The sequence below is a fragment of the Desulfuromonas svalbardensis genome (genome assembly GCF_055389415.1).
Map to the genome: position 1 here is coordinate 2,072,700 of NZ_AP042416.1, position 24,626 is coordinate 2,097,325.

The 24,626-nt window shown below is 43.6% G+C and carries 18 protein-coding genes and 1 pseudogene; 8 read left to right on the forward strand and 11 right to left on the reverse strand.

Going from position 1 to position 24,626, the window contains the following annotated elements:
- The first annotated feature begins 147 nt into the window (after positions 1–147).
- Positions 148–465: a cupin domain-containing protein gene (locus ACZ5KY_RS09330; RefSeq protein WP_464243627.1), complete on the forward strand. Its 318-nt coding sequence runs from the start codon at positions 148–150 to the stop codon at positions 463–465.
- Between the two features lie 378 nt (positions 466–843).
- Complete coding sequence (locus tag ACZ5KY_RS09335) at positions 844–1,521, forward strand: spermine/spermidine synthase domain-containing protein (RefSeq protein ID WP_464243628.1); 678 nt, start codon at positions 844–846, stop codon at positions 1,519–1,521.
- A 100-nt stretch (positions 1,522–1,621) separates the two neighbouring features.
- Here ACZ5KY_RS09335 and ACZ5KY_RS09340 read toward each other — a convergent pair whose 3' ends face one another.
- Positions 1,622–4,849: a PAS domain S-box protein gene (locus ACZ5KY_RS09340; RefSeq protein WP_464243629.1), complete on the reverse strand. Its 3,228-nt coding sequence runs from the start codon at positions 4,847–4,849 to the stop codon at positions 1,622–1,624.
- A 247-nt stretch (positions 4,850–5,096) separates the two neighbouring features.
- Positions 5,097–5,252, reverse strand: a complete 156-nt coding sequence (locus tag ACZ5KY_RS09345; RefSeq protein ID WP_464243630.1) for a hypothetical protein — start codon at positions 5,250–5,252, stop codon at positions 5,097–5,099.
- Positions 5,253–5,437: 185 nt separating this feature from the next.
- Here ACZ5KY_RS09345 and ACZ5KY_RS09350 point away from each other — a divergent pair, with 185 nt between their 5' ends.
- Positions 5,438–7,180 carry an SLC13 family permease gene (locus ACZ5KY_RS09350; RefSeq protein WP_464243631.1) on the forward strand — a complete coding sequence of 581 codons (1,743 nt, stop codon included), beginning with the start codon at positions 5,438–5,440 and terminating at the stop codon, positions 7,178–7,180.
- 307 nt (positions 7,181–7,487) lie between these two features.
- Here the strand turns inward: ACZ5KY_RS09350 and ACZ5KY_RS09355 are convergent, their stop codons facing one another.
- The 4 genes from ACZ5KY_RS09355 to ACZ5KY_RS09370 form a co-directional block, all read right to left on the reverse strand.
- Positions 7,488–7,802 carry a hypothetical protein gene (locus ACZ5KY_RS09355; RefSeq protein ID WP_464243632.1) on the reverse strand — a complete coding sequence of 105 codons (315 nt, stop codon included), beginning with the start codon at positions 7,800–7,802 and terminating at the stop codon, positions 7,488–7,490.
- Between the two features lie 608 nt (positions 7,803–8,410).
- Positions 8,411–9,688: a Fic family protein gene (locus ACZ5KY_RS09360; protein WP_464243633.1), complete on the reverse strand. Its 1,278-nt coding sequence runs from the start codon at positions 9,686–9,688 to the stop codon at positions 8,411–8,413.
- A gap of 247 nt (positions 9,689–9,935) precedes the next feature.
- Complete coding sequence (locus ACZ5KY_RS09365; RefSeq protein ID WP_464243634.1) at positions 9,936–10,373, reverse strand: hypothetical protein; 438 nt, start codon at positions 10,371–10,373, stop codon at positions 9,936–9,938.
- Positions 10,374–10,505: 132 nt separating this feature from the next.
- The gene (locus tag ACZ5KY_RS09370; protein WP_464243635.1) at positions 10,506–10,928 is read right to left on the reverse strand and encodes a transposase; all 423 of its coding nucleotides are present in this window, start codon (positions 10,926–10,928) and stop codon (positions 10,506–10,508) included.
- Between the two features lie 172 nt (positions 10,929–11,100).
- On the opposite strand from ACZ5KY_RS09370, the gene ACZ5KY_RS09375 reads away from it, so the two are divergent.
- A complete protein-coding gene (locus ACZ5KY_RS09375; protein ID WP_464243272.1) occupies positions 11,101–12,387 on the forward strand; it encodes an IS110 family RNA-guided transposase in 1,287 nt (428 codons plus the stop codon).
- Positions 12,388–13,102: 715 nt separating this feature from the next.
- Here the strand turns inward: ACZ5KY_RS09375 and ACZ5KY_RS09380 are convergent.
- Positions 13,103–14,536: an RHS repeat domain-containing protein gene (locus tag ACZ5KY_RS09380; protein ID WP_464244652.1), complete on the reverse strand. Its 1,434-nt coding sequence runs from the start codon at positions 14,534–14,536 to the stop codon at positions 13,103–13,105.
- Positions 14,525–14,974, reverse strand: a pseudogene (locus tag ACZ5KY_RS09385) (hypothetical protein); the annotation flags it as partial. The gene ACZ5KY_RS09380 and the pseudogene ACZ5KY_RS09385, both read right to left, overlap by 12 nt.
- A 554-nt stretch (positions 14,975–15,528) precedes the next feature.
- Between ACZ5KY_RS09385 and ACZ5KY_RS09390 the strand changes: the two are divergent.
- From ACZ5KY_RS09390 to ftsH, 3 genes are all read left to right on the forward strand, one after another.
- Positions 15,529–16,371, forward strand: coding sequence for an RNA polymerase sigma factor (locus ACZ5KY_RS09390; RefSeq protein WP_464243636.1), 843 nt, complete (start codon positions 15,529–15,531; stop codon positions 16,369–16,371).
- Positions 16,372–16,543: 172 nt separating this feature from the next.
- Entirely contained in the window at positions 16,544–16,945 is a 402-nt protein-coding gene (locus tag ACZ5KY_RS09395; RefSeq protein ID WP_464243637.1) for a TIGR04076 family protein, read from the forward strand.
- 585 nt (positions 16,946–17,530) lie between these two features.
- Entirely contained in the window at positions 17,531–19,411 is a 1,881-nt protein-coding gene (gene ftsH, locus ACZ5KY_RS09400) for an ATP-dependent zinc metalloprotease FtsH (RefSeq protein WP_464243638.1), read from the forward strand.
- Between the two features lie 352 nt (positions 19,412–19,763).
- On the opposite strand, the gene ACZ5KY_RS09405 is transcribed toward ftsH, so the two are convergent.
- From ACZ5KY_RS09405 to ACZ5KY_RS09415, 3 genes are all read right to left on the reverse strand, one after another.
- A complete protein-coding gene (locus ACZ5KY_RS09405; RefSeq protein WP_464243272.1) occupies positions 19,764–21,050 on the reverse strand; it encodes an IS110 family RNA-guided transposase in 1,287 nt (428 codons plus the stop codon).
- A 144-nt stretch (positions 21,051–21,194) separates the two neighbouring features.
- Positions 21,195–21,602 (reverse strand): tRNA (N6-threonylcarbamoyladenosine(37)-N6)-methyltransferase TrmO, encoded by a 408-nt coding sequence (tsaA, locus tag ACZ5KY_RS09410; RefSeq protein WP_464243639.1) that lies wholly within the window; start codon positions 21,600–21,602, stop codon positions 21,195–21,197.
- 592 nt (positions 21,603–22,194) lie between these two features.
- Positions 22,195–23,106 carry a lipopolysaccharide kinase InaA family protein gene (locus ACZ5KY_RS09415; protein WP_464243640.1) on the reverse strand — a complete coding sequence of 304 codons (912 nt, stop codon included), beginning with the start codon at positions 23,104–23,106 and terminating at the stop codon, positions 22,195–22,197.
- 365 nt (positions 23,107–23,471) lie between these two features.
- Here ACZ5KY_RS09415 and ACZ5KY_RS09420 point away from each other — a divergent pair, with 365 nt between their 5' ends.
- A complete protein-coding gene (locus tag ACZ5KY_RS09420) occupies positions 23,472–24,434 on the forward strand; it encodes an esterase/lipase family protein (protein ID WP_464243641.1) in 963 nt (320 codons plus the stop codon).
- The last annotated feature ends 192 nt before the right edge of the window (positions 24,435–24,626 follow it).

Here is a 24,626-nt window from a genome sequence, read left to right on the forward strand (position 1 = left end):
CTTTTTGCTCTCCCCGTTGTGTTTGTCCCACCTAAAATGATCTTGCTGAGCCAAGTAATTGCTGTAACCTTGATTTGCATCAAGGGTTTTCTAGTAAAATCACGATAAGGTTTACCTCAATGACCTCACCCCCACAAGGAGCTAATCATGACAACCTTATCGCAAATCCATACTTTGACTGAACTCGTTGATTATCAAGCCGATGCAGTGGTCAGCAAAACACTGATCAAAAAAGATACCGCTACCGTTACCTTGTTTGCTTTCGGGCAAGGTCAAGAGCTCAGCACGCACAGTGCGCCATTTGATGCGATGGTCACCGTTGTCGATGGTGAAGTCGAAATCACCATCTCTGACACCCTCTATACCCTGACACAGGGCGAGATGATCATTATGCCAGCCAATGAGCCTCACGGCTTAAAAGCGACCAAAAATTTTAAGATGGTGCTGACGATGATTAAATCGTAGAGGAGTGAAATTTACCGATAAAAAAAGGGTATTGATATCGTGACTAAGAAAGATTTAGCATATATTTGCAATGATTCAAAAGCCAGCTCTGACTAATCAGAACTGGCTTTTTAGTTTCTCTTTATAGTTATCCGTAATTTGGTTTTGGCTATTTTCATCAGTGCTGCCACAATCGCAGCGGTGGTTGGCTATTCGTTTCTTTCACACTTTCTGGTCAATGGCTGATGGATCAACTCGCCACCATCGACTGTGGTTAAGCTTTAACCCCGAACAGTACCATTGTGCGCTATCTTCTTGCGTCTTCTCGCCAAGTATGAGATTCACTGTGACTATTCTATTTACCCCCCTTGGCCCCTTGCTCAACTGAGAGACAGACTAATGAAATGTTGGACACTCCTTGATACGGCACAGATCCCCGGCAACGGTGGTGAACTTCAGCTCTTTCAACGAGATACTGAATTCTCGATCAATATTGTTGGCGGCGGTGTGTTGATGAGTACTGGTGCTTACGCGTCTGAAGTTGCGCTGGCAGAACTGGCCTGTCGCAAAGTGGCCTCACGTCCTGATCCACGGGTGTTGATCGGTGGCTTGGGGATGGGCTTTACCCTCGCGGCATCGTTAAAGAATCTGGGCAGTAATGCCCAAGCGGTGGTGGGGGAGTTGGTGCCAGCGGTGGTGGAATGGAACCGTGGTCCCCTAGGAGAGCATGCCGGTTATCCCCTCCACGACGAACGGACGAGTGTCCGCGTCGGCGATGTCGCTAAGGTTCTGCGTGCTGAACGTCAGGCGTATGATGCCATCATGCTTGATGTCGATAATGGTCCCGAGGGCTTAACCCGTAAGAAGAATGACTGGCTATATTCGATGGATGGTCTGACCACGGCCTACGAAGCGCTGCGTCCCCGGGGGATTCTGGCGGTATGGTCGGCCAGAGCCGATCGAAAATTCAAGGAACGGCTACGCAAGGTCGGCTACAAGGTCAGTCAGCACCGAGTGCGGGCGCACAACAATGAAGGCGAATTACATATGATCTGGCTCGCTGAGCGTGGCCCTTAATCCGACAGGCTGCTAGGCAATCTTTCAGCTCAAAAGAACCCAACGAGTGGTCAGCATGCCATAGAATATTTCTTTTCAAGACCTGACCCCAATGGCTTCACTAAATATATTCATGAAAAGGTGCCGGCTCGTCAAGAAGTTGCTTAAGATCATCAAAGCGGCAAGGGCGACTAAAGAAATAACCCTGCACCTCCAAACAGTTTTTGTTTTTAAGAATTTCAAGTTGCTCGAGTGTTTCAACTCCTTCGGCGATCACTTTCATATCGAGGCTTTGAGCCAAAGCAACAATCGCCCCTATAATGGCAATATCACTGTCGTCACCTGGCAAACTTCGCACAAACGATTGGTCAATTTTTACACGATCAATCGGAAAGTTTTTAAGGTAGCTTAGTGAAGAGTAACCCGTGCCGAAATCGTCTATAGCCAAGCTAACACCACGGTCTTTGAGTTTCATTAATGTGTTGATAGTTGTTTCGATATTATCCATCAGATGACCTTCCGTCAGCTCCAGTTCCAAACAGTCCGCTGGAAGTCCAGATTCTAATAGAACTTTATCAATCAACTCAACAAAATCAGGTTGTTTAAACTGCAATCCAGAAACATTTATCGCAACTTTTATTTCTGAATAGCCACTATCTAACCACGTCCGACATTGTCGGCACGCCTGATGTAATACCCAGTTATCAATCATCAGGATCAGCGCGGTTTCCTCTGCTAGGGGGATAAATTCCCCAGGAGAAACCAATCCCTTTATGGGATCTTGCCAACGGATGAGGGCTTCAAGGCACGTGATTTTTCCAGTTTCAAGATTGACCTGTGGCTGATAGCAGAGGAAAAATTCATCATTAATCAGGGCGCAATGGATGCCGTTTTCAAGTTCGTGACGCCGTAAAGCGATGCCATCCATCTCTTTGGCATAAAAATGGTAGCGACCACTCCCCTTGCTTTTAGCCTCATACATGGCAATATCGGCATTTTTCAACAGAACTTCACCCTCAGTTGCGTCCTGAGGATAAACAGTGATCCCAATACTACATGAACTATACGTCTGATGCTCACTGAGCATAATTGGAGCCAAGAAAGCATCGAGTATGCGCTGAGCTACAATAGAAATTTTCTCACAACGCTCTGGATCCTCAACGATAATGGCAAATTCGTCCCCCGAGAGTCGTGCCACCGTATCCATGTCACGAACGCAACTTTCGATGAGTCGCGCGACATAGATCAACAGTTCATCGCCAACATGATGCCCCAAAGAATCGTTAATATTCTTGAAACGATCAAGGTCAATGAGCAGTACGGCAATCTGTTTCCCCTTCCTCTCAGACACTTTCATGCTTTGTTCTAAACGATTAAGGAATAACAACCGATTGGGAAGCCCTGTAAGGGAGTCATAGTACGCCATTTTGTGGATGATGTTATCCGCGTGCTTCCTCTCGGTGATGTCTAAGGCTGAAAATGTCACCCCTTGACTTAAATCCTCTTGATTCACCGGCGTCGAACTCAAAAAAACATCGATCGAGGTTCCATCTTTCTTGCGCATGATGGTTTCAATACTGCCGGTTCCTTCTTTCTGGATTTGCTGATATTTATATTCTCCAACTTTCTCGAACTCTTCATCATTGTGGTAAACAATGCGCGATTTTTCGCCAATCAATTCATCCTTAGTATATCCGAGCATTGTAGCAAACTGGTCGTTAACAAAAATGAAAACCCGGTTTGCAACCTGGCCGATGCCAACTGGGGCTGAACGCAAAACACTGGTTAGTTTAGCTTCACTTCTAGATAGTGCCGACTCAGCCTTTTTGCGGGCACTGATATCTCGATTACTACCTCGTCGACCCACATAATGACCTTGTTCATCATAGACAGGACTGCAATGATGGTCTATCCAGCGCTCTTCTCCTGCTTTGGTAACAATAGGGAAGACCAGAGAATGGGTTGGTGCTTGCTGTTTATGTTTGTGTTTATGTTTATCACTAAAATGCTGCTGAACAATCTCTGTGTACTCAGGTTGAATCAGATCAAAAAATAATTTTGGGTTTGTACTGAAATCATGGGGGGTATAACCGGTGATCCGTTCACAAGATGGGGAGACGTAAATATAATTTCCTTCAGGGTCGGTCCAAGATTCCCAGTCCTGAGTATTATCAACAAATAGCTTAAATTTAAGTTCACTGTCTTGCAATTTCTTTTCGGCTTGCTTACGTACCGTGATATCCCTTATTGCTGTGACTCGAAAATTGTCAGTGTCAGTTATGATATCCCTAGAATGAATTTCAACAGGAAAGTGTGTGCCACACTTTTTTATCCCCATCACCTCGTAGGGGGTAGCAACATTTTTATTTATGTTTTCATAGACTGTTGAGCGAGACTCATTTGTAATTAATAGCTCTACTCCATTCTTGCCGATCATTTCATGTTGTGTATAACCAAACATTTTAGCAAGTGAACTGTTGGTATCTTTAACGATCCCTTTATTATGAATAATAATTCCTTCAAAGGTCAGACTGGAAAGGTTTTTAAACCGATACTCACTCTTCTTTAATTCCTGCTCAGCTTGTATGCGTTCAGCTATGTCTATTCCGAAAGAAAGCAGCCCGATAATGGCGCCATCAATGCCTTTGAGTGTCTTATTGTACCACTCAATCATAAGCTCTCGCCCATCCTTGGTCACAATGAGATTAGCTTCTCCGCTAACATCAATGTCCACAATAGCTTTTTTAAACATTGCACGGATTTCTGTATGGTTGGCCGCGGGTAAAAAAGTATCAAACCAGTCCTTACCTTTGACTTCAGCTTCCTTGTAGCCGGTGATTGTCTCCATATAAGGATTTATCCGGCTGATGCGGCCTTCGGTATCCAATAACAAGATAATCATCTGTGCCGTATCAACTAGGCTGGTGTTAAAGGCTCTCTCTTGCTGATAGGATTGTTCAGTTATTTTGCTTTGAGAAATATCAATATGGAGTCCGATAAAACGTTTTGGGTTGCCGGCTTCATCCCATTCTGTAATTTCACCTTGCCCCAGAATCCACATCCAGCTACCCGATTTGGTCTTGAATCTAAATTCAACAGTGAAGTGGTCTAATTCCCCCGCGATATATTGCTGAATCTCCTTTTTAATCGCAGCAATATCGTCAGGATGAACTCGCTTCTCCCATTCTTCAAAATTAGAGGGGAATTCATCGGGTTCGTATCCCGCAATCCGATAATAATTTGGACCAAAAAAGACTAACTCTTCAGGTATATGCCAATCCCAAATTCCAGATTTTGCCCCTTTAAGAGCTAAAGAGAGTTCAGGTGATTGTGGTTCGGGGGTTGGCATGGATAATCTCCCTAGCATAGATGACAAACTATGTAACTGAATGTCGTGCGTTTTTTGATATTAAACAGGACTCGCCGATATTATCATAATGAACACAATATTGGGATCAGGTATTGAATTACAATGTTTTTAGTTTAAAACAAGCCGTTCAGTGAACGTGGCATGCTTAGACTTCTATAGGACTGTTGCATTTCAAGACCTGATCCCAGTTGTTTTCCTAAGTGAAATTTACCGATAGTTTTAATGCCTAAAAGGCCAGTTCTGCTGATTCAGAACTGGCCTTTTTGATTTTTGAGGTGCTGATTAGCCGTTGAGTTTTACCACGATGCAACAATCGTAGCGGTGGTGGGGTGATTCGTGCGTACTCGCGAATTAAGCAATAAGTGCAATCTGCATTAAACATAAGTCAACCGTAGACCTGACCCCTTTATTCTTTATTGTGACCCCTTTATTGCCGCAGAACAATTGATCCTTGCTCTAACTCGCCAACTCCATATGCTTTTCCACCTTAAGCTTTTCATCCCCTAATTCTCTGTTATGCTTTTCCTTAAGTTTTTCACTTATCTATTATTTGGGAGTAGAATGACTATGGTGACAATATTATGGGATCGTTTGTGGCAAATGCACGATGAAACCAAGAGCTTGTTTCTTTTTCGCCCCCAACCCCTTCTGGAAAATTTAAAGAAAAAAAGCCTCAGTTTGAGCGAGTCCCGACAAGAAAAAGATGTTGATCTCGCCGATGAGATTGTAGATGCTCCTGCTGAGCACCGGCAACGACTTAAACCCGGTCCAGGAGGAGTCGATGAAGAGGAGCCTCGGGAGTACACGAGGCGACAGAAGGTCGGACTGGTCGTAGGACCATTGCTTTTCTTTCTCGTTTTCTTCATGCCGCTCCCCTCCGGCATGGCTCCTAATGCACAAAAAATGGCTGCGGTCGCACTCCTCATGGCATGCTGGTGGATGTGTGAATCAATCCCCATCCCTGCCACCTCATTATTACCAATCGCGCTGTTCCCACCAATGGGAATCATGCACATAAAGCAGGCGACTGCACCTTACTCTAGCCACCTGATATATCTTTTCATGGGGGGCTTTATCATCGCCCTAGCAATGCAACGCTGGAACCTTCATCGGCGTGTCGCCATGAACATCATAAAAATTGTCGGATTTGCGCCAAATCGACTGATTTTAGGGTTTATGGTTTCTACTGCCATGCTCTCTGCCTTTGTCTCTAATACCGCAACCGCTGTCATGATGCTCCCTATTGGGCTAGCAATCACCTCCCACGTCATCGACGAAGGAAAAAAGGAAGGTCTCGACAGCCAGATTGATTTTTCACCTGAAAAATTTGCTTTTGGCCTCAATCTTATGCTGGGTATCGCCTATGGTGCGACGATTGGAGGGATAGCTACTTTAATAGGTTCACCACCCAACACCGTCCTGGCTGGCTACTTACAGAAGACCTATGGATACGAAATCACCTTTGTTAATTGGATGAAGGTTGGGGTTCCTCTGGTCGTTATTATGCTCCCCCTTTGTTGGCTCTGGTTGACTCGCGTAGCAAACCCGATGAAGCTAAAAAGAGTTCCTGGGGGCCGAGACCTAATCAATCAGGAACTAAAGGATATGGGGCCATTAAGTACCGGAGAACGTTGGACAGCCCTGGTCTTTACACTCACAGCTCTTGGCTGGATTTTCCGCAAACAGCTCGGATTTCTCTTTCCCGATCCAAGCATGCTCACCGATGCATCAATCGCCATGGTTGGGGCCCTAATCCTATTCGCCATTCCGATTAACTTGCGTAAAAATGAATTCGTCATGAATTGGCATTGGGCATCAAAGATGCCCTGGGGCGTGTTGATGCTATTTGGTGGCGGACTGTCCATGGCTTCAGGCGTTCAACATACAAAATTGGCAGACTGGATCGGTAGTCAAGTCGGTCTTTTAGGAGACGCACCACCGATGGTCATGGTTCTGGCCGTAACTATTCTCATTATTACACTTACAGAAATGACATCGAATACTGCCACAGCAGCCATGTCTATGCCGATCCTCTCTGCTGTCGCCATCGGGCTTGGTCAAAACCCACTACTTCTAGTCATCCCTGCAGCCATCACTTCGTCCTGCGCTTTCAGTATGCCGGTTGCTACCCCACCCAATGCAATCGTCTTTGGTTCTGGTTATGTCACTATTCCACAGATGGTTACAAGTGGACTTGGTCTGAACCTTCTCGGCATTATTCTCACCGTGGCAGTAACCTATTTCTTGGTAATCCCCGTTTTTGATATTGTCATCGGTGAAATTCCAATATGGGCGCAATTGATCCAATAAGAGACTTTTGCGCCAAGAGAAACTAGGCACCAGTTTAATCACATAAATGGTGACTCGCTGCAAAAGATTGGGACATCCATGAAGTTGATGACAATTCCATTTTTGCTACCCATGTAGAATAAAACGTGTTTTATAAAACGATGTACGCTCTCCAGATTAAATTGATGTGCTGATGTTGGATCGCAGTAATATACAAAAAAGGCAGAACCCGTGGGTTCTGCCTTTTTTGTGAAAAATGTAGATTGAAATCGCATGATTTCTTGATTTTTTTGGAATTTCTTGCAGCAGGAACTACGTTTTTAATTTATTAAGCAGGAAATGTTCTTACCTGCCCTATTGCAAATGTGTGGCCATTGCGAGACCGTTTGGCATAAAAAGAGAGTAGGCTGATCAAAACACCTAACGCCATAGCTATGCCGCCTGCCGCAGCCAAAGGAGCGCCGGGATCGCGATTGATGGTCAGTTGACTGTAGCTCTTGTACCGTGGCGTGAATCGTTGGGGCGTAAAACCGGCGGTCAGTAACAGTTGTGGTGCTCCCTGTTTAACAACATACCAAATGTTTTTTTTCTCTTGGGTTGGGCCACTTAATTCCAGGCCGAATTCAGGATTGAAGTGCAACACTTTGAGGAGTTAAAGTGTTGTTATGGCAAAAACATATAAACATTTAGACTGTACAGAACGTGTGATGATTCAGGTGTGACTTTTAGTGACTTTTAGGGGACGTTGATGACACAGTGGACTAACTCATTACGGTTCCATGATTGATCTACCATATCACTAACAACGGGGAGCTAATATGCCATGACAATCAAGACTTAATAGCAGTTTAGTTACTGTATCGTGTAATTTTTTTGTATTGATAAGTGCTTGATTATTAAGGTGAATACAGTTAGCTTGATTTGTTGATTGTTAAATTCGTTTAGCCATTGAATGTAGTATCGAGGTGTGTGCTCGGGAGTAGGTGGATAAATCGTGTTTACCTCTTATTATGTAGCCATATTTAGTTCGGAATCATTGAGTAGTTGTTTAGCCAAATTGATATTTGGTCCACCACGTCAACAACGTCCCCTTTGTCTTCCCGTCCCCTTTGTCTTCCTAACCTCTATCACCGTGGTGATGTTGAGGGATATTTTCTTGGTAGTGGGCGTGGATTACGGTTGTTTGTTGATTCGGTTGAGAAGTTTCGTGATCGAGAGGGCGAAGGTATTCCCTTGCCATGCTTGTTTCGTTTAGTAAGGCGCTGTTGATGGGTGCGTAGATAGTATTATTTCAGGTATTGCAAATAATATTTCAATTTTTTTACCATCAATTATTTTAATAATGTCCAGTTCTACCAGTTTTTCCAGATCCCTTTTTCTCGTTCTGTTTGTTAGGTCTAAATATAATGTTTGGTACCAAGGTTCCACATTTAAATCTTTAATAATCCAATACTCTTTATTTGACGGAAGCTGATTGAGTATTGTGTACTGTCTGGAATTGATCCTTTTTTGTGAAAACAGAATATTAATTTGTGACGAATATAATATAGCAGATATTATTTTGTTTGCTCTGTCGTGGAGTCTGTTTATTGTACTTAAAATTCCATGAAGATGAAATTCAACAAACTCTGTATTTGGGTATTCTGTCACTTTGTCTTTAGAAAATTTTCTACATCTGTTGAAAAGAGAGAAATAAATATCAAGATTTTCTAAATAATATTTAGAAACAGCGTAAGGCGCATAGTTATATTTTGCACATTGCAATGTTAGGGCTTCAATGACCCGACCTGTTCGTCCATTCCCATCCCAAAAGGGGTGAATAAGTTCGAAATAATAATGAAGCAATGGGGCTCGCAAAAGTGGCGGTAAATCCATAACTGGGTCGCTGTTTGCCCATGCAATATACGCACGGATTAAGGTCTTTACGTCTTCAAGGCATTTTGGTGGTGTGTACACACCACCGTGTTCAATGTCACTTACTTGAGTCTTTCTGTGTTTTGGGTTGTTTCTGTAGGTGCCAGGGATATTGTCTTCATGCGTTAATCCATCGGTTATTTGACTATGGAGATCTAATATCAACTGTTCTGTGATCGGTATTCTCAAGTTTCCTTGGCTAGCTGCTTGATCTTGTTGTTCGGCATTTAGCTGTGTTTTAAAAAAATATTCTGCAAAACTCTTAGCAGTATTGTAGGCATCTCTTAAGTTTGTAACACGCCTTTCGGCTTCGGTTTTAACCTCTTCAGGGGATAAATTTATTGCTGATTCAGTTTCATTGCTATCAAGCTCGCCACCTTCAATGGTGTTAGTGCTATGTACAGAGGTCACAAGTGTCGCTTGCTCAAGTTCGTTAACAATATCTCTCATCATGGGTGTGCTGGCAAAACGAGTGTAGGCCTCATCTGCACGCTGCAAGGGAACACTTAGCTTGTTAAGGTCCAAGCCAATTTGAAAAATAAAAGGGCCTGATCTATGTGTTTCAACTTTTAAATAACCATTTTTATCTGGGGTAAATGTTTGTGTTTTTGTCATAGGTTTTGTCCAGTTATTAGTTATTGAAAACAAATACTTATGGTAAATATTTTGTTGTAAATGTCCACTGGTAGTACTTAGGTTTGTACCATGGTTGTGAACTGTCGGCAATAACGATTGTTAGACGTGAAACCTTTTGGTAGAGAAAACAACCATATCTTTGAATAAATTTTCACCGTCTTGACAAAATTATCCACCTTCGGCTACGCTTACTCGGTTGCAAGGGAAACAAGGTGACGTTCTTGCTTTATTGCTTTAACATCTGAACTATCCACTCGCTCAATGCGTGATCAGCATCAACGAACTTTCCACCTTTTCGTATCGAACGCGAAACAGCAGGGGGGCCAATTTTAAGATAACGGGCGATTCCTGCAGCAGGGTACTGTAACTGCCGTACTGCACAGTAACAGTAAACACAGCGTGCTTCAAATACGACGTTCAATCTCCCTCGTCGCATCATTTCATCTTTATCAAGTTGATAACGTTCCTCAATGAAATGTTGAAGTTGTGACAGGCTGATTAAAGTGGGGCGATTATCGCTCAGCAAGCCTTTATCTCGTAGCTCTGTCACAAACTCACCGCTACCCAGAATACGATCATCAAAGTCAATATTTTCATCGCTAGACTGGCTAAGAATCTGGCTGCGTCGTAAACCGCCACCCATAAGTTCAGGTCGCTTGCCCATCTCTATGCCATCCACTATGAATTGATGATATTTTAGTCTCGCTGCTTTTGCTTTTGTGCCGAAGAGTGCGAGCACATTGTCAACATCCAGCCCACAACTTGGCCGTTTACCCAGAATCTCAGCATGGCCACACTACGGATACCGATCAAGAGAATCCATGTCAGCGACAAGATGTGCCCTTAATGGGTTGAGGTGGATATAGCGAATTAGTTCCAGAAGATAGGTATCCTCTTCGCATATAATTGACTTATAGCGGTTCTGAAACAAGTGGCCGTTACGGTTGTGCCGTTTATTATGTGTGACAGCATACCCTGTTAGTAAACGGCGCATAAAGCTGGAGAGGGGAACCCCGCGAGGACGCAAGAGTAAATGACAATGGTTCGGAATCAACGCCCAAGCGTAACAGATCGTATCTGTTTCCGTCAGCAAGGTGTGAAACCGTTGCAGAAAGTTGTTACGATCATCGTCATCACGAAATATTTTGTCACACTTAATACCACGTACAATGACATGATGAACGAGATCTGGAATATCGAGGCGAGGTTGTCTAGGCATGTCAGTGATTACCGTTTAAGCTCTAAAAGCAATAAAGCAAGAACGTTATATATGACTCACGATCAAAGCTAACTTCCTGGAAGTTAAGCGAATTAATAAAAAAGCAATAGCCTGTTTTTGGTCGTTCTTTCTGCTAACAATAAAAGCAAACCCCACAAAACAGGAGGCTTTTATGTTGGATAAACTGGACAGATTGGAACAGTTTCGGCAACTACGCTCTACCATTCGTGGATCAAAATCAATTCTGGTTGTTGGGATTGATGTTGCTAAAAGTAGCCATCATGCCTTTTTCGGTGATGCCAACGGTAAAACTCTGCACAAGAGGCTGATTTTTGATAATGATCTTGAAGGGTTTCAAAAGCTTCGCGGCATGGCGAGTAGTTTAGTAGCAAGACATGCTTTAGAGCAGTGTGTGTATGGTGTTGAACCTACGGCCTCTTACCATAAACCACTTGCTGAATATCTGATCCGTAACAATGAGCAGGTTGTTTATGTTTCTAATGTTGCGGTAAAGCATAACCGATCACTCTTAGATGGTCGTTGGGATAAAAACGACACTAAAGATGCTGCGAACATTGCTGATCTAATCGGTCAAAGCCGCTGTCAATACTATGATCTCGCCGCTAATGACATCAGAGAGTTACGCAGTCTCCTCGCTTATCGCAATAAGCTTAAAAAGCAGGAGCACAGCTTGCGGATGCGTATCCGCAACAACCTGTTAGCTCAATACTTTCCTGAACTCGATAAACAGATGCCTCAAGGCGGTCAAGATGGTTTGATCCTCGATATTATCGCTAAAGACTTTGATCCAACGCATATTGCTGCAACACCATTTGAAACATTTCGCCAACAATACAAACTATCACGGCGACCCATTACCTATGAAAAACGGTTACGCACCATTTGGGAACAAAGTCAGCAATCTATCGGTTGCTTCCTCCCCGAATCTGCCGCATGGGAAGGACAGATGATGGTTGATCAGCTCCATCATACCAGACAGATCAAGCACGACTTAGAGCAACAACTTAAATACGTTGGAGAGAAGTTCTCATCATACCGCTGCATTATAACCATCCCTGGCTTTGGGCCAATCATCTCAGCAATGACCCTTGGTGCTATTAGCGATGCCCATCGCTTTACCAGTCGCAAGCAGGTGTTACGGCTCGCAGGGTTAGATTTAAGCGCATCACGCAGTGGTAAAACAAGCAACAGTGCTGTACCCGTAATTTCAAAACAGGGCAAAGCCGCATTACGCTACGGGTTATATCAAGCAGCCCTGATTGCCAGTTACCAAGATGAAACTATCAGAAACTACTTTACCCGACTACTCAAAGGGCGAGAACTAGAACGCGGCATTAAAACTAAAATGCGAATCAAATTAGCCGCAAAACTGCTTATCGTGGCATGGACAATGATGAAGCGAAACGAAGTGTTTGATTCTGGCCATTTCAAGGTATAAAACCACCTTCGAAATAGCCATTGGCGAGACGAGTCCGATCAAGAACGTTGAGGCATAAAGACCTCGGGCGGGACAAACAGGGACCTCTCACTGGAATCTTGAAGATTGGATAAGGAATGATGAGGCGGCCCCGCTCCCATTGAGGACGGGGGATGCCGGATATTTGTAACGATTAAACTCAAGGTTCGCCAAGTTGTGAGACTAACGCCAAGTGTTGAAATAGCAGCAGTGGTACGTTCAAAATTGGGCGACATGTTTAACTTGCTGATTTTGCAGTGGGGATTATTTTAGTTGACGTTGGTGATATAGAATGTCCCCTTTGGTTTCCATTGGTGATATAGAATGTCCCCTTAGGGTTTCCGTCCCCTTTGGGTTTCTCTTTTAGGTATTTCGAGTAGGTGAATGATTTTTTAGGTACGCTTTATATATTATTACTCTGTATATTTTAAAATATAAGTATGGTGACAAAATTATAGAAACAAGTCCCAGTAATGTAATGTCGGAGTCTGCAAAGAGAAAAATTAATAGATTTGGGATACCTAAAAAAAAGAGCATAGATACTGTAAGTGATACCAAAAGTGCGAATAGATACTCGCTGTATTTAAGTCTTGTTAAAACTTTGCATTTGTAACATTTTAACGATATAGGAATGTTCATCTGTAATAAAAAGAAGTCAATAAATCGAAATTTTTTCCCGCAATCAAGGCATTTCATTTTAATTACATCCCCTTTGTTTACGTAGTAAATTAATTAAATATAGTGGGGCTTTATTTTCCCATAAAATTATTGTTCCACCTGGACCAAAACCAAAACCAAGGTTTAGTGGTGAGGGCATATAGTCAACACTTAGTAATGTGTTTTTTAAATTAATTTTTCCAGTTTCATAGTCGATTGGTATTGAAAAAGATATACTTATCCCAAGACGAATATTTATATCAAACGATGGCCCATTTAAGTCCCCAACTTTATCAGCAAAAGAAAAATAAACTGTAGCCCCAGCACCAGCAGTTGTTTGTAAACCAGCCGACCCTGTTACCGTTCCAATAGCAGCCAAGGAGCCATGCCCATCCACAACACCACCACCAGATATATCTACTGCGCCCATGAAACCTATACCGGCAGAACCCCCATACCCAACAACCCAAAGTCCGTTTGAGTCAAAATTCATAATAGGATTTTGGTAAACATACCGAAAAAGATTCACATCCCCCGCAAAGAATCCAATCGGATCAACCTGCGTATATCGTCCCGCCTTTGGATCATAAAAGCGCTGATAATTATAATGCAAGCCACTCTCTTGGTCAAAGTATTGACCCGCAAAGCGCAGATTGTTTTCCACAGCGGTTAGAAACGGATCAACCGTCGCACGACCAAACGCTGCGTACCCCGCACTCCATACAATGGCGCCAGTGTTATCACTTAAACGCTGCGGCGTACCGAGGTGGTCGTTGTGATAGTAATACAAACCCGTTGGGGTGCGCTGATAAACTGGATCAGTACCCCATAAACCGTTCGGTTTCCAGCCATAACTCTTTTGCCAATTACCGTTCGCATCGTACTCACCGACTAGCCCTTCATCGGTATAGGCATAACTGGTGGTGGTGCCCGCCACGCTTTTGCTAATGCGGCGACCAAAGGGGTCATAACGGTAGCTGACTAAACGGCCATCGGCTAGGTGAATGGCAGCGAGTCGATTACGGCTGTTGTAATTATAGGTCGTGACTTGACCGTTTTCAGTTTTTTGTACGGTATTGCCGTTGGTGTCGTACTGGTATTGGGCTGTACTGTGACCAATCAACTCATTATTGGTATTGTAACTGATCAGACCGCTAATGTCGTTAGCGTTAAGGCGATTGCCAACGGGATCATAGCTGTATGTTTCGTCACTTAGAGCTGTTGCCGCAGGGTGATCGGCCTCGGTGAGTTGATTAGTTGGGTCGTAGGTGTAGTTTGTTGAACCTTGAGTGCTGACGGCGTTGGTGATATTGCCGGTACCGTCAAAGCTGTAGTCACGTTGCAGTAGTGTGCCGTTAGGGCCACTGGTGTTGAGATTAGAGAGCCAATCATTGCCATTGTAACTGTAGTTGGTGGTGACACCATTGGGGTAATTAATTTGGGCTAAACGGGTTTTGTTGTAGCTTAAATTGATGGTTTGACCATCGACACTCATGGCGGTCACTCGACCACTTAAGTCGTGAGCGTAGCTGTGAACGATATCGTTTGCACTGGTGTAGCTATCCTTGTTGCCATAGGCATCGTAGCTGTACTGAAAGCTTTTAGTGAAGGAACCGTAGTTGACCGTTTCAGCAATTTTGCGATTTAAAGCATCATATTCCAACACCCCGCTAACGCCATCGGCGCCGGTGTAGCCGATAAGGTTACCCAGCGAATCGTAGGTGAAGCTGTCTTGAGTACCATCGTGATAGACCACATTTGATAGATGGTTGGCTGCATCGTAGTTATAGGTGGTGATTTGCCCCTTGGCATCGGTGATGGTTTTAACCAAGCCGTTATGGTCGTAGCTGTAACGGCTGTTTTGCCCCATGGGGCGGATCTCTTCAAGTTTACGACCGGTTAGATCGTAACGAAACGTGGTGGTGTTGCTGTTGGCATCACTTAAGCTGAGTAGATTGTCGCGCTTGTCGGACTTTTAGGGGACGTTGATGACACAGTGGACTAACTCATTACGGTTCCATGATTGATCTACCATATCACTAACAACGGGGAGCTAATATGCCATGACAATCAAGACTTAATAGCAGTTTAGTTACTGCATCGTGTAATTTTTTTGTATTGATAAGTGCTTGATTATTAAGGTGAATACAGTTAGCTTGGTTTGTTGATTGTTAAATTCGTTTAGCCATTGAATGTAGTATCGAGGTGTGTGCTCGGGAGTAGGTGGATAAATCGTGTTTACCTCTTATTATGTAACCATATTTAGTTCGGAATCATTGAGTAGTTGTTTAGCCAAATTGATATTTGGTCCACCACGTCAACAACGTCCCCTTTGTCTTCCGACTTGAATTCAGGAACCCTTTACGCTGGCAAAACTTTCATTATCTAATATTTTTCATTTTTCCATGTCACACTTTTTGATTTTAACAGTCTAAATAGAAACAGTCACAATCGAAAGGTAAGCAAATGGGTTCAGATCTGGAACATCATGTCAGGCAGGCTAAAAATGGGAATCGACAGGCGCTCGAAACGGTTGTTGGTTGCATTCAGGGAAAAATTTACGGGTTGGCATTACGGATGTTGCGCCACCCGGAAGATGCTGAAGATGAGGCACAGGAGATTTTGATCAAAGTGATCACGCATTTGAGTGACTTTCGGGAAGAGAGTGCTTTCACCACCTGGGTATATAGAGTCTCCTGTAATCATCTATTAACAACGCGAAAAAAAAGTGCACGCATGAAGATAACGTTCGACTCGATAGAAGAAATGAGCACTGACGTAACCAACAATACGCCCTCCCTAACTGTTTCAGGTCCGGAAAGGGATGTCCTGTTGGAGGAAGTCAGGTTCGACTGCATGCAGGCCGTTCTGACATGCCTAGAAAGGGAAGTGCGAATTGCCGTTATCCTCGGCGACTCATACGACGTTACCAGCAAAGAGGGCGCCTTTATCCTGGGCATTACACCCGAGGCGTTCCGCACACGCCTTTCCCGTGGCAGAAAGCGCGTGCAGGAATTTATGGAGAAACACTGCGGTTTGGTCAATAAAAATAATGCCTGCAGGTGCCATAGACATGCCGCAAAAAACTTGGAGCAGGGTCAGGCAATCGCGGGAAAGAAAACTATTGTTAAACAAGAAGTAGCTGCGAAAGGCAGAGTAGAAGTGATTGCTCATTTGAGAGAACTGTCTGAAATCGATCGTACTGTTGAAATGTTTCGCCGTTATCCAGAATATAAGTCTCCCGATTCGTTTTCTCATATTGTGAGAGGTTTGATCGATTCGGGGAAATACCAAGTTTTTAGTGAATAACACCCCACTCAGAGAAGTGGATAGCCGTTTGGCTTCAGGCTGGCCTTATTCTTCCTTTAATCTTAAAAATGGATCTATTGCTGGCCGTCGCCCGACATTTCGCCATCCACAAAATCCAAATATATCGCTGCATGGAGCAGTAATATAAAATTGCTAATGGAGGAAACTAAATATGGACAGACGTGAATTTACCAAGCTTGGTCTTGTCGGCATCGGCATCGGTACCGTTGCCGCCGCATCCAGTGTAATAGCCCAGCAGTTGACCCCAAACCAAACAGGGAAGCTTCAAATGGCTGAAATCAATTATCCACCAATCGGTAGCAAAGTGGTTGCAAAAGTGCTTAGCACTCAGGGGGATTGTACTATCGGGATGAAACCTGGTGATGAGTTCGAGTTGAGCACCCACAAGTGCGGCGAATTTTGTGGGAATTTTTACAAAAATATTCATGGATGGGTACAGACACTTCAATTTGGTGGCTCTGTACCAATTGGCTCAGACCCCGATGTCCAAGTATGGGATTGCCCGAACCCTAAAAATCGGGTCCAGGTTGAATTGAGGCGAGTAAAAGGATAGGTTAATATAGAGAGAAACTAGGGACACTACCCAGATTAATTCGTATAAGTAGTCTCTCGCCGCAAAAGATCGGGACAGCCCCCGATGAAGCTGGGGACAGTCCCATTTTTGCTAGCTATGTATTTAAAATCTCAGCAATATATAAAAGGGCAGAACCTGCGGGTTCTGCCCTTTTTTGTGTAACCAGTTATCCGTTATCTTTTTAGTAATGGTGCAACAACCGCAGCGGTGGTGGGGTGATCCGTCATCTACATCAAACATAGGTCAACCGCAGACCTGACCCCTTTACAGTTACTGCATCGTGTCATTTTTTCGGTATTGATAAGTTCTTGATTGTTAAGGAAGATAGGATAGTCTTGATTATGTTAATCGTTTAATTTGTTTAGCAATTGAAGGGTGTATTGGGTTTTATGCTTGGGCGTTGATGGACAAATCGTGTTTACCTCTTATTATATAGCAATATTTAGTTCTCAATCATTGAGTCGTTATTTAGCAAAATTGGTGACTCAATTTGGTCCGCGTCTACCCAGACCAACACTTAGATTTAAATCCACAGTGAACGAATCAACCCAAAACCGAGACGATATGACAAACAGCAAAGACGATAATAACAACACGACTAAAAATTCAGAATCAACACCACAGAAAACACCGCATCCTTTTGATGCTCACACGTTAATGTGGATGATGATGATCTTTGCTGTTTTTTCGATTTTTTCTAGTCTTTCTGGTTCCAAAACGCCAGAGATTTCATATACAGATTTTAAAAAGGCAGTCATTTCCAATCAAGTGTCGTCCATCTCTTTCAGAGGCGATCAAATCTACGGTAACTATAGCGATGCAGGGGTAGATAAACCAAAAATATTCCATACCGTTATACCCTCCACACCAGACACAGAGTTACTACCGCTGCTCGAAATAAAAGGAGTCGATATTTCAGCAAAGTCTTCTGCTGATCCGCAATGGCTTACCATTTTGATAGGTATTGTTCCTTGGTTGTTAATCCTCGCTTTTTTTCTCTACTCAAGCCGAATGCTGCAACAAAGATTGGGTGGCGGTGGAAAAGATGGTTTTATGGGCATCTCAAAGTCCAAGGCGAAGCTGTTCGAAACCAAAGACAATGAAATTGGTTATGACGATGTCGCAGGCGTAGAGGGAGCCAAACAAGACCTTCAAGAAATCATTGATTATTTAAAAAACCCTGATGAATTTCAAAAGCTTGGCGCAAGAATGCCACGGGGTATTTTATTAATGGGCCCACCGGGGACAGGTAAAACCATGCTCGCCAAAGCCACAGCTCACGAAGCGGGTGTTCCTTTCTTTAGTATTAGCGGTTCAGAATTTATCGAAATGTTTGTTGGCATTGGTGCCTCTCGTGTTCGAGATCTGTTCAAAGAAGCAAGAGATAAAGCTCCCGCGCTCATTTTTGTCGATGAAATTGATTCCGTTGGTCGTGTTCGCGGCACAGGCCTAGGCGGTGGCAATGACGAAAGAGAACAAACACTCAATCAAATTCTCGCCGAGATGGACGGATTCTCAGTTGATGAAGCCGTTGTAGTTTTAGCCGCAACAAATCGCCCCGATGTGTTAGACCCCGCACTATTAAGACCCGGAAGATTCGATAGAAAAGTGACGTTAGAATTACCACTACAAAACGCAAGAATAGAAATCCTAAAAGTACATACTCGTAAAGTACCCATTGCTTTAGATTTTGATTACAAAGAATTAGCCAGCATGACCGTTGGGTTTTCTGGGGCAGACCTCGCCAACTTAGTGAATGAAGCCGCACTCTCCGCAGCAAGAAAAAAAGCCGACATCGTAACAAAAGATGATTTCAATCAAGCCCATGACAAAATCATTATGGGAAGCGAGCGAAAAGATTTATTAAATCCATCAGAAAGAAAAAGAACCGCCGTTCACGAAAGCGGCCACGCCATCGCCGCTTTATTTTTACCCAATAGTGATCCGCTTCGACAAGTTTCCATTATTCCACGCGGCCGAGCATTAGGAGTAACAGAACAACTCCCCGTTGAAGACCGACACAATTACACGCAAACTTATTTAGAAACACGGCTATCAGTCATGCTCGGCGGACGCGTAGGCGAAAAAATCGTGTTGGATGATACCAGTTCAGGCGCATCCAATGATTTAGAACAAGCGACGCACCTTGCAAAAATGATGGTGACCCAATGGGGCATGAGCGACGCCATTGGCCCAATTCATTTTAAGGTCGGCTCCGAACATCCTTTTCTAGGTTACGAAATACAACAAGAAAAAGATTTTAGTGAAGAAACCGCCACAAAAATTGATCAGGAAATTCACAGAATAATAAAAGAAGCCGAAAAAACAACGTTTGCTATTTTATTAGATCACCGTGAAGATCTAAATCAATTAGTTGAAGAGCTACTTAACAAAGAAACGTTAGATATTCACATGATTGAAGAAATTCTAAAGCACAAAGATTAAAATAAAGAAGATTCTGCTAACAACGGCAAGGCAGGGGGACATTCTATATCACCAACGTCAACTAAAATAATCCCCACTGCAAAATCAGCAAGTTAAACATGTCGCCCAATTTTGAACGTACCACTGCTGCTATTTCAACACTTGGCGTTAGTCTCACAACTTGGCGAACCTTGAGTTTAATCGTTACAAATATCCGGCATCCCCCGTCCTCAATGGGAGCGGGGCCGCCTCATCATTCCTTATCCAATCTTCAAGATTCCAGTGAGAGGTCCCTGTTTGTCCCGCCCGAGGTCTTTATGCCTCAACGTTCTTGATCGGACTCGTCTCGCCAATGGCTATTTCGAAGGTGGTTTTATACCTTGAAATGGCCAGAATCAAACACTTCGTTTCGCTTCATCATTGTCCATGCCACGATAAGCAGTTTTGCGGCTAATTTGATTCGCATTTTAGTTTTAATGCCGCGTTCTAGTTCTCGCCCTTTGAGTAGTCGGGTAAAGTAGTTTCTGATAGTTTCATCTTGGTAACTGGCAATCAGGGCTGCTTGATATAACCCGTAGCGTAATGCGGCTTTGCCCTGTTTTGAAATTACGGGTACAGCACTGTTGCTTGTTTTACCACTGCGTGATGCGCTTAAATCTAACCCTGCGAGCCGTAACACCTGCTTGCGACTGGTAAAGCGATGGGCATCGCTAATAGCACCAAGGGTCATTGCTGAGATGATTGGCCCAAAGCCAGGGATGGTTATAATGCAGCGGTATGATGAGAACTTCTCTCCAACGTATTTAAGTTGTTGCTCTAAGTCGTGCTTGATCTGTCTGGTATGATGGAGCTGATCAACCATCATCTGTCCTTCCCATGCGGCAGATTCGGGGAGGAAGCAACCGATAGATTGCTGACTTTGTTCCCAAATGGTGCGTAACCGTTTTTCATAGGTAATGGGTCGCCGTGATAGTTTGTATTGTTGGCGAAATGTTTCAAATGGTGTTGCAGCAATATGCGTTGGATCAAAGTCTTTAGCGATAATATCGAGGATCAAACCATCTTGACCGCCTTGAGGCATCTGTTTATCGAGTTCAGGAAAGTATTGAGCTAACAGGTTGTTGCGGATACGCATCCGCAAGCTGTGCTCCTGCTTTTTAAGCTTATTGCGATAAGCGAGGAGACTGCGTAACTCTCTGATGTCATTAGCGGCGAGATCATAGTATTGACAGCGGCTTTGACCGATTAGATCAGCAATGTTCGCAGCATCTTTAGTGTCGTTTTTATCCCAACGACCATCTAAGAGTGATCGGTTATGCTTTACCGCAACATTAGAAACATAAACAACCTGCTCATTGTTACGGATCAGATATTCAGCAAGTGGTTTATGGTAAGAGGCCGTAGGTTCAACACCATACACACACTGCTCTAAAGCATGTCTTGCTACTAAACTACTCGCCATGCCGCGAAGCTTTTGAAACCCTTCAAGATCATTATCAAAAATCAGCCTCTTGTGCAGAGTTTTACCGTTGGCATCACCGAAAAAGGCATGATGGCTACTTTTAGCAACATCAATCCCAACAACCAGAATTGATTTTGATCCACGAATGGTAGAGCGTAGTTGCCGAAACTGTTCCAATCTGTCCAGTTTATCCAACATAAAAGCCTCCTGTTTTGTGGGGTTTGCTTTTATTGTTAGCAGAAAGAACGACCAAAAACAGGCTATTGCTTTTTTATTAATTCGCTTAACTTCCAGGAAGTTAGCTTTGATCGTGAGTCATATATAACGTTTTGTCCATTGTTGTTAATCGGGTGATGTAACGTCTTGATGCATGGCAGGTTTTATATCAATGAGCTGGGTGTTGTTGAGGCAGTCCAGCCCTTTGACAGTAATTTTGCCAGCTTCAATTTTCTCAATGGATAATTCGGCAGCTCCAATGGGGTTAGGCCGATGAGGTGAGCGCAAAGCAAATGTTCCCTTAATCCCGTTATCTTTTCTTGTTTTTTTATGTTTTACAGTTCTCTCTGCGTTTTCCAGCCAATATAGAACCAGAATAAGCTGCCCTGCCTCAAGCCCTACTAGTCCTTCTTGATACTCATCGTATAATGTGATTTGGCATAACGGACCTGTTGATTGAATGTTTCTTGGACACTCTTCAATAGATGCGTAAGGTGTCGTTATCGTGCCAATAAAGGTAAGTTCAGGTTTCATTTTAGCCATTCCTCAACACTTAATGTTGATCTTTCATGGTGTCGCTCTGATTCATATTAGGTGTCTTAAGATTGGTAGATCGTGATCAGTCTATTCCCTTTGAAATGTTTGTCGCTTGATCTTTAAGCTGGATACTATTATGCAATTAATCTGTAAAAAAGGCGAACGGATGTTGAACAGGTGCAAAAACTAAAAGATACCTATGGGGTCTGACCAAGCTAACTGATTGACATTAAAACAATTATAAAGGGCAGAACCAGTGGGTTCTGCCCTTTTTTGTGTAATCAGCTATCTGTTATATTTTTCACTATTGCTTTAGCAGTGGTGCAACAACCGCAGCGGTGGTGGGGTGATCCGTGCGTACACGCGAATTCAAGCAATAAGTGCAATCTTCATTAAACATAAGTTAACCGTAGACCTGACCCCTTTAGCTCTTTCTTATTTGGCAACGTTGAAACAACCGCAGCGGTGGTGGGGTGATCCGTGCGTACACGCGAATTCAAGCAATAAGTGCAATCTTCATTAAACATAAGTCAACCGTAGACCTGACCCCTTTAGCTCTTCCTTTATGTACTACTTGACCCTTTATGTACTACTTGTTGGCTGTGATACTGCGCTCTAACCGCTTTATCTGGCGTTCACGCATGGGGTCGCTGATGGACAACACTTTTCTGACAAGTTGTTTTCCTTGTTCATCTAAGCGATCGCACCCTAGATATAGAAGCATGAAGCGCATACGCTGGCTGCGTGTAAATGCCTGGGTGGCGGCAGAATCCAGAGTGGCCAAGTCAATAGCTCGGCGTTTTCTTATGATAAACTTTGGACAGAAATAACCGCGAGGTGCATCCATCACGTAGAGTTTCGACATGTTCTGATCAGAGACCATCATGTTGCGAAAGAACAGGTCGTGATGCTCGAAACCGTGAGAATGCATCAGTTTGACCGTCTTTGCCATTTCTTGAATGAGTTCGGTGGTCTTATGTTTACGATCCTCTGAGCTTTGCTGTGCGAACCATGTGTGAATGAGGTAATCGACACCCCTCGCATTTGGGATCTCTTCGGTAATAATGAACGCGTTGATGACTCCGCCAGCGAAACGGTGGTCTCCGTAGGCGACCCACTGAGGGGTGCGTAGACCGCACTTGGCAAGTCGCTCAAGGTTTTCGTATTCCGTACGAACCATAGATCGACCAATCATAGAGCCTCGAAAGGCTCGCGCACATATCTCTTTAAAGAAGTGATTCCTGTATATCTTCAGGTAGAAAATTCTGGTTTCCCCTTCGAGAGTAATCTCGATGCGCGTGACAGAGTTCTTCTCTTTTTTGCTCTCTTTGGTGATTGATTCACCCAATTTACTGCGCAGCACCCCCTGAATACTGTTAAGATCAGCTGACTTAAGCAGCTCCATATAGCTAGAGTGAATTACGATACGATGAGTGTTGAGACAACGTAGCCCCTTCGGGGCTGTTCCTCCTCTTAATGCTTTCCAAATACAATTTGGCATGTTCCTCACTTAATGTTGAAGTTTGAAGTTTCGTGAGTTATGAAAACTTGCCAGAGCAAAATAGCCGTTAACACGAAACCATTCAGATCAGCCACGATGAACTACAATGGGGACGATCATATCTTCCGCCTTTTTGATTATATCACCTTTTTTGCCCAATCGTGCAAACCTGTCATCAGGTCTTGAATTGCAATATTTTAGCTCGAAATAACCCAACTAGTGGTCGTGTCATTTTTAAATTTCTATAGGAATGTTGTATTTTAAGACCTGATCCCGTTGCTTTCATATAGTCTACTTATAGCTAATATTATAAATAATTCAATCTATCCAATGCTGTTTCGGGTACTTCAAGAAGGGCGTTTTCTATGAAACCATCATGTGCAGTGTTCTTTTTTCTGGCATTTTTGGGATTGATCTCTGGTTGTACTGGTTCAAATGTGTCTCGAGAAGTTCCTTTGGTGTCTCACGAGTCCGGCGTGTCCATTGCGGGGTTGGGGCCCTGTACTGACGAGCTAAATCAGACCTTGGATCTGAATCTAGAACAACCTGTCACCGTCCTGGTTCATGGCTGTCGAGGTTCTGCTGGGAACTTTCGGGCACTTGCCGAAGTCTTCGCCTTTCATGGCCAGCAATCCGTATGTTTCAGTTATAACGACCGTGATAGTCTCAGCGTCAGTTCTGAGAAGTTGTCACGTGCATTAGATTCTGTCTCTCGGCAGATGAAAAATCCTGATATTACGGTTATCGGGCATAGTCAGGGTGGCTTACTGTCCCGTAAGGCACTGGTTTCTGAGCATCCACAATCTGGATCTAACCCAGCTTTAAATTTTCGTCTGGTCACCATATCGGCGCCATTTGCAGGTGTCTCTGCTGCAAGTCATTGCGGTTCAGTATTGGGACGGGTATTAAGTCTGGGGTTGACTGTGCCAATTTGCAAGATTGTAACCGGGGATAAATGGTTTGAAATTACCAAATTTTCAGAATTTATTCAGGCGCCAGGAACTTTGAGTCCACAGGTTCGAAGTTATCTTAAAATTTCAACTGACGAGCTAGGTAGCTGTCGACAGCGAGATGAAAATGGGGACTGCGTTGAGGATGATTTTGTTTTCAGTCTCTCTGAACAATATTTTCCTGCGATTGATAACGCGACGGGGCTAACCTCTCGGGAAATAAAGGCCGGGCACGTTGAGATTGTTGGAAACGCAATTGAACCCCCACAAAAGTTGATTGCCATACTTCAACAGGAAGGGATACTTGCTCCGACAAAACCCGAATTACATGTAGAGCTGCAAAAATTACTTGAAAAACTTTATGTATTTTCTCCCTGAACGCTTTGACAATAACATCCGCATGGCCAGTTAGAAGTTGTCGCAGTCCCGTCTTCTTGCTGGCTGGCCGTCACACAACAACGAAACGTAAAAGAGTCAATAGGGGCAGGTGTTGAATTGCAATATTTCAGCTCGAAATAATCTGGCTAGTGGTCGTGGCATTCTTAATTTCCCATAGGAATGTTGTATTTC